Annotated in this window: 5 protein-coding genes; 1 reads left to right on the top strand and 4 read right to left on the bottom strand. The window is 70.2% G+C overall.

Annotated elements, in window-relative coordinates; all coding sequences use genetic code 11:
- Positions 1-174: 174 nt before the first annotated feature.
- Positions 175-1,425 carry a hypothetical protein gene (locus AB0C29_RS19215; protein WP_360821868.1) on the top strand — a complete coding sequence of 417 codons (1,251 nt, stop codon included), beginning with the start codon at positions 175-177 and terminating at the stop codon, positions 1,423-1,425.
- Positions 1,426-1,430: 5 nt separating this feature from the next.
- Here the strand turns inward: AB0C29_RS19215 and AB0C29_RS19210 are convergent, their stop codons facing one another.
- The 4 genes from AB0C29_RS19210 to AB0C29_RS19195 form a co-directional block, all read right to left on the bottom strand.
- The gene (locus tag AB0C29_RS19210) at positions 1,431-4,604 is read right to left on the bottom strand and encodes a helicase HerA domain-containing protein (protein WP_360821866.1); all 3,174 of its coding nucleotides are present in this window, start codon (positions 4,602-4,604) and stop codon (positions 1,431-1,433) included.
- Positions 4,601-5,227, bottom strand: coding sequence for a hypothetical protein (locus tag AB0C29_RS19205; RefSeq protein WP_360821864.1), 627 nt, complete (start codon positions 5,225-5,227; stop codon positions 4,601-4,603). Before AB0C29_RS19205 ends, AB0C29_RS19210 begins: the two co-directional genes overlap by 4 nt.
- 22 nt (positions 5,228-5,249) lie before the next feature.
- On the bottom strand, positions 5,250-7,187 hold the full coding sequence (locus AB0C29_RS19200) for a hypothetical protein (RefSeq protein WP_360821862.1): 1,938 nt from the start codon (positions 7,185-7,187) through the stop codon (positions 5,250-5,252).
- Between the two features lie 142 nt (positions 7,188-7,329).
- Positions 7,330-9,906, bottom strand: a complete 2,577-nt coding sequence (locus AB0C29_RS19195; protein WP_360821860.1) for a tetratricopeptide repeat protein — start codon at positions 9,904-9,906, stop codon at positions 7,330-7,332.
- Positions 9,907-9,979: the final 73 nt, after the last annotated feature.

Genomic DNA, 9,979 nt, shown 5'->3' with positions numbered 1-9,979 from the left:
GCGGCGGCCGCCACCACCGCGCCGACGCCGGGCACCCCACACATGCTGAGGCGCGGTTCTACCGTATTTCCACCGTCGGCCGGTCACCGTCGCCCGATCGGGTCCGGTCCGGTCTAAGCTCCGGGCGGTCGAGTCGCCAGCGTCCCTTGTCCCTCCGCGAACCCGGACGGTCCGATGACCCAGCAGAGCGCACGCGTGGATGTCCTCGTCATCACCGCGCTGAAAGAGGAGTACGACGCGGCGAAGGCGGTGGCCGGGATGTCGCCGTGGCAGGAGCACGGGGCCGGGGGCCCGCAGCCGTACGCCACCGCCACGTACGAGCCCGGGAGCGGGGTGCGGCTCTCGGTGGCGCTCGCCCGCCCGGTCCGGATGGGTGGCCGGGGCACCAGCCCCATCGCCACCGCGCTGACCGAGAAGCTGCAGCCGGCCTGCCTGGCCATGTGCGGGGTGTGCGCCGGCAATCCCGGTGACACGGCGGCGGGTGACGTGATCATCGCCGCGCCGGCCTACGAGTGGGACGAGGGCAAGGACTACGGCGACGTCTTCCAGCCCGATCCGCAGCAGTTCCCGCTGGACGCCCGGTGGGCCCGCGCGGTCCAGGACTTCGACCCGTCGGACCTGCCGAGCCACGGCACCGCGACCGAGGAGGAGGCGGCGCTCTGGTATCTGGAACAGCTCCACAAAGATCAGGACCCGCGGACGCATCCGGCCCGCCAGCGCTACTTCCCGCACGGCACGTGGGTGCCGGGGCTGGAGCAGCTCCAGTCGAAGGGGCTCATCACCCGGCAGGGCGCCGGCTGGGCGCTGACCGATGCCGGCCGGACCTCCATCGCGCGCCGCCTGTACGACGACGTCGACGGGCCGGAGCGGCTGCCGTTCGTGGTCGTGCCGGGGCCGATGGCCAGCGGCAGCGCCGTCATGGCCGACCCGGACATCTGGCAGCGGCTCAAGGGCACCCAGCGCTCGATCCTGGCCCTGGAGATGGAGGCGGCGACCATCGCCACGGTCGCCCACGAGCAGCAGGTCCCGCACTGGCTGGTCGCCAAGGCCGTGATGGACCACGCGAACTTCGACAAGGACGACCGGTTCAAGGCCTTCGCCGCCAAGGCGTCCGCGGAGGTGCTCTTCGCCCTGCTCGGAAAGCTTCTGCCGGTCGCGGCCACCCCGGCACGGCCGGTGCCGCCGGCCCCGGAACTGCCCGGCCGGGTGAAACTCGAGGTCGTGCGGCGGCTCACCTACGACTGGCAGGACCTGGCCGACGTCGTCGGGGTGCCCTCGTACGAGGTGCGCCGGTTCCGGTCCGGCGACGAGCCCCGTGAATTGTGGGGCTGGCTGGAGAACCGGGGACGGCTGTCCGACCTGCCCGGCGCCCTGGAGGAGATCGGCCGCGCCGAGCTGGCCGCGCTGCTGCGCCCGTACGAGTGAAGCTTTCAGGCCCGCGCGCGGACCATGACCTCCTCGTCGGTCAGCGGGCTGCTCGGGTGATGGCTGAGACACATCGGCGTACGCGTCCTGTGCGGCGCCTCGCCCTCCAGTGCGATGTAGAACTCGCCCGCGGTGAGGTTGCCGATGTCCGGCACGTCGCCGCCCTTGACCTTGGCCATCTCCCGGGCGGCGTCGATCTGGATGGGCACGCTGAGCCGGCCGAAGAAGTGCGTGGCCGCGTTGCCGGGGATGCGGTTGTGCAGGTTCTTCGGCGCCTGGGTGGCGAAGATCAGCCCGAGGCCGTACTTGCGGGCCTGTGAGGCCAGGGCCAGCGTGCTCTGGGTGCACGCGGTCATCGCCCCCGACGGCGCGAACGTCTGCGCCTCGTCCATCACCAGCAGCCCCAGTAGCGGGCGGTCCTTGGCCGGATGTTTCTTGATCCAGGCGAACAGCCCCATCTGGAGCTGATTGACGAACCCCTGCCGGGCGTCGTCCGCGGGCAGGCCGACGAGGCTGATGACCGAGATCCGAGCCCGCTTACCGGGCGACGGGGTCAGCAGGATGCCGGGATCCGCCGGGGTGCCGCCGCCACCGAACATCGGATCGTTGTCCATCGAGGCGGTGAGCGTCTGCGCGAGCCCGGCGGCGATCTTGGTGGCGTCGTCGAGCCCGCTGACCCCGTCGGGCAGATCGGACAGCAACGCGATGAGCGCCCGGATGTCATGGCCGCCCTGCCGGCCGAAATGCTCGACCGCCCGCCGCAGCACGGCCGTACCCAGATGCACCCGGGACGTCCGGCCGACCAGGTTGGCCCGCGGAGCCAGGGCGGTCACCGCGGCCTCGACCGCCGCGCCGAACTCGTCCGGATCGTCGAGCACGCTGGGGAAGTCGGGCAACGGCTGGAAACTCAACGGCCGCCCCGACTCCCGCCGCGGCGTCCAGGTCAGCACCTCGGTCTCGGCCAGGTAGCGGGCCGCGCGTTCGGCATCACCGGGACGCCAGCCGGCCGGCGGCTCCGGCCACGGATCCCCCAGCCGCGCCAGGTCGTTGTTCGGATCCAGCACGATGGCCGAGACACCGAGCAGCGCGCACTCCTCCACGAGCCGGCGCAGCAGCACGGTCTTGCCAGAACCCGACGCGGCGAAGATGGCCGCGTGCTTGCGCAACGCTTCGAGGGACAGCGGGGCGGGCGCATCGTCGTCGACGCCGTAGCCGATGGTGAAGCCGCTCGTCCTCACCTCAGCCTCATCTGGCTCAGGCACGCGTTCCGCATGTGTCGTTTCGCCGGTCCAGGCATCGGCGTCGGCCAGGGCTTCCTTGAAGAGGGTGATCTGCTCGGTGGGTCGGTAGCGCACGAGCCAGGCGTGCAGCTGCGCCGGGTTCTCGTCCCGCAAGCCGTGCAGGGCGGCGAGGACCCGCAGGTCGGAGTCGTCGACGCTGAGGGTGACGCCGCCGTCGCGTTCGAGCTGGCGGACGACCTCCTGGGTCTTGGCGGACTGGCTCCAGGGGCCGTTACGCAGGAGAAAGAGCTTGCGCTTGGCGACATCCGGATTGAGGCCGGCGGCGGTGCGGGCCCGGCGGATCCGGTGCAGCGCGGCCACGCCGTGATGGGTGTCGCTGATTCCTCGGAAAGACCAGTGCATCTGGTCCTCCGTGCGCGCCTGGTCAGGCGAGGTTGCGCGCTCCTCCTCCGACCGCTCGTCGAGGTCACGGCGAATCCGGGCATGCAGGTCCGGCTTGGAGCTGGGAGGCGGATCGATGCTGAACTTCTTCCCCTCGTCGCCTCGCTCGGCGATCCAGGCCTGCAGACCGGCGGCGAGCAGCGCGGGGAATGCTGCGTCCTCGGTGTCGCGCTCGAGCGGCGAAGTGACGTCCGCCTTTCGTCGCAGCTCCTCGAAGCGCGCCTCGATCCGAGCCAGCTCTCCGTCGGAGATCGCCGGCACCGTCGTGTCCGCCGTCTCGTTCACCTGGTCCTCGGTGGGCACGTCGCCGAGACGGCTCAACTCGCGGACGTTGCCCTTGATCAGGCAGCCCCGGATGTGCCGGTCGATGGTGACGAGCAACCTGCGCGGTGAATAGGACCGCGCCTCCTCGAAAACCTGTTCCTTTATGGGCCACGTGGGATAGGGCGGCTTGAATCCCACCGTTGCGAAGCGCGCCGCGAATCGCTTTTGGATGATCTCGCGAGCGATCCGGGGGTTCTGCATGCCTTCGAGCGCCATGCAGCGGCGGAACCTCGCGGGAAACGACGACGGTGCTCGTCCCTCGATCAGATCCCAGGTGGTCGAGAGATTGGCCACCACTGTCAAGGTTCGACGAGTCACGTCACGCAGGTCGGTCAGACCGCTGGCAAGGCCCACGAGGACTGCTGCCTGCCGCAGGTCCACCTCGCCGGCGGAGGACTTCACCAGGTCCTCCTGCATCGCCGACTGGGCCACGGCCGTATCGATCTGGTCAAAGGCGATCACCGACGGGCCGGTCAGCGCCAGCAGCCAGGAGATCTCACGGACCATCTCCTGCGCTGTCCGCGACCTCGCACGGATTCCCCAGGCATGGCGCTCCCCCGCGACTCCCTCCTCTCCTCCGGCAAAGAAGTTGTCCGCGACGTCCTGGTGCTCCTCTTTGTCCGAGGCGCGCAGAGCGAGCGCTCGCAATGTGTCACGGCACTGGTGAGCGACGTGGCTGTCCGACTCACGCAGTCCGCCGACGAAAGCGTCCAGCGCGGCCCGGGTCAGCTCGGTCTCTCCGATCACTGCCCGTCGATCAGACCGTGGCGCCCCGACCCGGGATGCCAGGCGTCGAAGCAGCAACCGCAGCTGGGTCTCGCCGTTAGGCACTTCCCGCGCCATGCCGTCGAGGAGGAAAACCAGCAGGCCGTCCCAGAAGTCCCGGCCATCGAGGAGACTGATCAGGAAGAAGTAGCCTCCCTGTTGCTGCACTTGCTCTCGGACCCACCCCAGCAGATGCGTCTTACCCGTACCGTGCCGGCCCTCGAGTACAAGACCGATCGGACTCGCGTCAACACTCGCCTCGGCTTCAGCGATGCCGTCGCGCACATCCCGGATCACGGATTCGTGCAGCCCGTCGACATGGAACGGCGAGCGTCGCCATACGTCGTCCGGCGCCAGCACCCAGCTGAGCCGTAGCGCGGCAAGCGCGGTGCGCTCCTCCTCGGTCATCGCAGGCCGATCGCCAGCTTGTGCCGGTCCTCACCGCCGATGTGGACGGCAGCCTTCCGCTCCTCGGCACCGATCCGGTGCCCGAACGGCTCCGGCTCCAGCCGCACATCGGGCGAGTCGAGCAGCCGCACCAACGCCCTATCGACCTCAGCCTTCGCGATGTCGCCGATCAGCGGTCGCAGCTCGGTCAGATTGACATAGTCGCCCGGCGCACCAGCGAGCTTCGTGTATGCAGCCCGAATTCTGCTGTCCAGATCGAGCGGCTTCTCGATCACGGCCGAGGTGCCGTTTCCCTTGGCCAGCAAAAGCTTGTGCTGGGCCACCATGGCCGCCCAGAACAGCTGCCGCTCCCCGGCCGAACGCTTAGCGCCTCCTGCAACTCGGCCCTGGTCGATCGTCAACGCCTCGCCGAGAACCTTGCTGCCCCTGTCGGTGATGACGTGTCGGTAAGGGCTGCGCTTCGTTGTGGAGATCACGTAGCCGTCCGCGTTGAGTTTCTCGTAGTCCGGCTTCCTCAGCCGGACCTCGTAGAACTCGAACATCTCGGTGTTGGAGATCTCCCGACCCTCCGCTTGCAAGATGATCAGGTAGGCGTATTCCGCGGCGGTCAGCTCGGCAGCCATCGATGGTCCTTTCCACGTAAGTTCAAGGGGTCTGTTCCGGGGTGACGAGTTGTCCATCCGCGTCCAGGCCGAAGGCTCGCAGCCGGATCAGCGAGGGATGGTCCTGCGCGGTGTACAGGGCGATGAGCCGCTCCGCCGCGCCGGTGGTGCCGGCGTTCAGTTCGGCCTTCAGGTTCCGTTCATCGCGCAGCTCGAACAGCAAGGTGCACAGCTGCAGCGACGCCTCGGGCCTGCCCTCGTCGACCGCCGTCCGCAGGCCGTCAATCTCGTTCGTGACGCCCGCCCGGCGGGCCGCGAGATGGGTCATCTTCCCCAGGCGCAAGTCAGCGGCGCGGTCTCCAGCCTTCGCGCGGTCACGCAGTAGATCCACTTCGCCCCAGCCCGCGTAGAGGTCCGCGAGGGCCTCCGCGGCCATCACCTCACCGAGCTCCGCACGTTCCCGGATTTCTCGAAGGCAGCCGCGTTCCGCGAGGATCTCGATCAATCGCTCGGCTGCGATCGCGTTACCAGCGTCCGCTTCCCTGCGCAGCTCATCGCAGACGCCGCCATCGAACAAAATCTCGGCGACCACTCCGGGTATGTCGCGGGCACGGGGGTCGATCGGCGGACGGACCTTCTGGACTCGCCGCCACAGCTCCTGCACGTGCGTAAGCTTTCTGCCGGCCAACAGGTCTTGAGGGTGTGTCTCCAATCGGCGGCGAAGGACTTCGACAGCCCGATCGAGCCGGTCCTGCCGCACGAGCAGGTCGGCCAACTCGGCCGCGGCCCGGCCGTCGTCGAATTCGTCGACCAGTCTCCTCAGCGCGCGTTCGGCGTAGCAGTAGCGGAGCCGGGCGACGGCGCCGGCTGCCAGGCGTCGAAGATCCTCGGGTCGGCGCAGCTTTGTCACCAGCGCCTGCCATGCATGATGCGGGACAGGCTCAGTGCGCCGCTTTCGCCGCACGTGCTGAGCCAAGTAGTCCGCGATCGTGTATCCCGCCAGAGTCCCCGCGCGCCCGTCGTCGACCGGAAAGAGAGGCGACACGTCGCCGTAGAGCGGTTCGGTGGCATGCGGCAACGCCGCGGACAACCAGTAATCCGCCGATCGCACGCGCTGATGCGCCCTCAAGTAGCCGAACATTGCCGCAGTCAGCAGACCCGCGCTCAAGGGCGACTGCACACCGAGCCGATGGGCGTCGGCCGCGGCGGTGATCATGGCCTTGGCATAGGCGTTGGCGGGTTGTTCCCAGCACATGACGAGCCGCGGGCCGCCGGCGAGCACCTGGGTCAGGCCAACCTCGCGCGCGTCGAGCGCATCTCGGATCCGCACGTCCTGCTCGGCGATCGCCTCCGCCTTGGACAGCTCCTCGGCGTTCAACGCATCGGGCACCGGGATCAGGAAGGCGCTCTTCACCAGCCGGTGTACGTCCTCGCGACCAGCGGTCCACTTGGCGTATTGGTCCGGCCACAGCGTCCCGACGACGAGATTGCCGTGTCGAACCAAGGCCCGGACGCATTCAGAAGTCAACGGCGGATGACCACCTAGATACTGCTGCAATTCGTCGAGCCAGAAAACTGTTTCACGGGGCGGCGAGTTCTTCACGTCGAGCAGCTCGGCCGCATCGGCCGGCTGGACCAGATTCCATTCCGGTACGAGCTCGTAGATCGCCTCGTACAGGGAACGAGTCTTGCCCGTCGAGGAACCCCCGACCATGATCACGAAGTTGCCACGGCCCGGCAGATTAGCGGCAAGCGCGATCTTCAGCTGGGAGTCGAAATCGCGCGCCACATAGGTCGGGAGGTCATCGTCGCTGCCGGCCATAGGGGCGGCGCTGTGTATGCCCAGCTCACGAGGCACCGCCAAATCGACACGTGGCCGGTCGAGCGACACTAGGGAATCATCCCGGGAGCGAATTGCCACATCCGCACGCGCCATCGCCTTCTTTCCAAGCCCGGAAAGGGCCGAGACGGTTTCCTGCACCCGCGATCCGATGATCGGCGGCCGACGATGGAGCGAACGCTACCGCACGATTGGATAAGATCACCAGCGCTGATTCAGCGCGGAAAGCGGTGGGTAACCGGGGAATGTTGCCAAGCATTTCTACCGTTTCTCTACCGCATTCCTACCGGCGCAGGCCTTCGGCCTCCGTACGCAGCTCCGCGACCTCCGGCCGGGCCAGCACCTCGGCCGGCAGCGCCGCGTAGACGCCCACCGCCTCCTCGGCTGCCGCCCGCGCCTCGCCGACCGCTCCAGCCGCCTGCCGGGCCACGGCCAGCACGGTCAGTCCGCTCGCGAGATCAACCGCGTCCAGCTCACGGCTGAGTCCGGCCGCCTCTCCGGCCGCCGTCACCGCGTCGTCGGTGCGGTCCAGAGCGAGCAGCGCCCGGGCATGACCGGTGAGCGTCGCGACCAGGTGGACCCGGTGCGCGGCCGGCCGTTTCGCCTCCAGGCGTCGGTAGATCGCGGTCGCCTCCCGGTACGACCCGGCCGCTTCGGCGTCGCGGCCCAGCGTCAGCTGGACCTTGCCCTGGTTGTTCAGCGACGACGCCAGGTACGGGTCGTAGGTGGCCGGGTCGCCGGCCGCGAGCCGGCGGCGGATGGCGACCGCCTCGGTCACCGTGCCGAGCGCCTCCTCGACCTGCCCGGCCGCCAGCTGGTCGACCGCGTGGTTGTTCAGGCCGATGGCCAGATCGGCGGTGAAGACTCCGGGCCTCGCCGCGGCCAGCCGCCGCCGGATCTCCACCGCCTCGGCCGACGCGGCCAGCGCCTCGGCCGTGCGTCCGACGTGAAACAGCGGCTCGCTGAGGTTGCTCAACGCGGTCGCCAGGAAGTGCTCAAACGAGTCGGGCCGCAGGTCGGCCAGCTGGCGGAAGGCCGCCACCGACTCGGTCATCACCTCGGCCGCCTCGGCGTAGCGGCGCAGGCCGTCGAGCTGCATGCCCTCGTTGACCAGGGCCGCGGCCACCTCGTGCAGGTACGCGTTCGGATCCTGCGCGGCCCGGCGGCGGTAGATCGCGGTGGCCCGGCGGGCGTCGGCCAGCGCCTGGTCGTACTGGCCCAGGCTGTGCCGCCAGGATCCGCGGTTGCCGAGCGCGCCGGCCAGCTCGGTCTCGTACTGGTCCAGGTCAGCCTCGGCCAGGTCCTCGTAGAGGCGCACCGACTCGGTGCAGGCGTCGACCGCTTCCTCGTGGCGGCCGAGGGCGGCCAGGACGGTGCCGAGCGTGGACCACGCGTACGCCAGGTCGGGCTCGTGTCCCGCCAGGGCGCGGTAGAGATCCCTCGCCTCCTCGGCACTGGCCAGGGCCTGCGGCCGGCGGCCGACGTCGAGCTCGGTGTGGGCCAGGTTCATCAGCGCGTGGGCGAGGTCCGCATCCGGCTCGCCGGGCGTGGCGGCGACGCGGTAACACTCCACCGCCGCGGCCATCTCCGCGCGGGCCGGGTCGCGGTGGCCGGTGACGTTGAGCCGGTAGCCGAGGTCCGCGTGCACGTCACCGCGTTCGCGCGGGCTGCTCGCGGCGGCCAGCCGCTGGTCGGCGAGCCGCTGCTGGACGGCCAGGGCGGCGACGTCCAGGTCCAGGTAGCGGCCCTTGGGCAGGTGCTCCTCGATCTCGGCGAGCAGGTCCAGGTCGATGCCGTCGGCGGCGGTCAGGGTACTGAGGCTGTCGCCGCCGGCCTCGACGGCGAGCCGTGGGTCCGCGCGCAGCACCGGGTAGAGGTGGCCGGCGCCCACGTGCGGCCAGCGCAAAGTGGCGGCGGCCAGCGTGGACACCGCCCGCCGCAGCCACGGCCGGGGCGAGCCGTCCTCTTCGCGTCCGAGCAGCCGGGTCAGCAGCGGCCCGGCCCACTCGCCGGCCGGGTAGGCGACCCCGTGCCCGTCCAGGGTCAGCGCGACGAAGTCCTCGGCCAGCCGGTCGGGGTAGAGCGGCTCGCACCGGGCGGCGGTGGCCTCACTCGGATAGCACGCCGCGTGGTCGTCGGCCGCGACGGCGGGATCAACGCCGTCCGGCAGCAGGTCGCGCAGCAACGTGACCGCGGCGTCGGCCGGCTGGGTGCCGCAGACCGTCGCGATGAAGACCACCCGCTTCATCGCGTCGGGGCGTAACCGGCCGCCGGCCGCGTGCCGGTCCGCCCAGTGCAGCTGTTCCCGGTCCAGCAGATAGAGGGTGAGCCCGGCCAGGTCGGTGGGCAACGGCCGGTCGCGCTGCCGCGCGTCGACCGCGACCAGAGCAGCCATGTGCACGGCCAGGGTCAGCCCGAATTCCGGGCCGGCGAGCAGATCCACCGGTACGGGCACAGCAGCGCCGTAGTAATCCAGGAAACCGTCCCGGGCCGCCTCGAACATCTGCCGGCGCGCAGCACCGGTGGCGTCGAGCGGGGCCAGCCGCTCGTCCGAGAGCGCCAGCCGGCCCGGGTCCAGAGCCGTCGCGAGCCCCCGCCAAGCCGCGTCGGTGCGGGCCAGGAACAGCACCCGTACCGGCACAGTCGCCTCGGTCAGCAGCCTGTTGTCCAGCAGCAGCGCCAGGGAGGACAGCGGCCAGCGGTCGGCGTAGTCGGCGATCAGCAGGATCCCGGTCGCTTGGCCGGCCCGCAGGTCCTGACTGCCGGGCGGCGGCCGAACCGGGCCGGCGCCGGTGCTCGCCGCGACGACCAGCCAGCCGTCGTCCTGCGCCCGGTGACCACGACCATCTCGTCGGCGCACCGACCCCGGTGCCGGTGCCGACGCGGGCGGCTGTCCGGACCGGTCCGCTCGTCTGCGCGCTGAGCAGGGGCTC

Origin of the sequence: Actinoplanes sp. NPDC048791, from assembly GCF_040650095.1 — a bacterium.
Classification (GTDB): domain Bacteria; phylum Actinomycetota; class Actinomycetes; order Mycobacteriales; family Micromonosporaceae; genus Actinoplanes.
The sequence above is the reverse complement of the archived record's forward strand: the minus strand, read 5'-3'. Positions and strand labels throughout refer to the sequence as shown.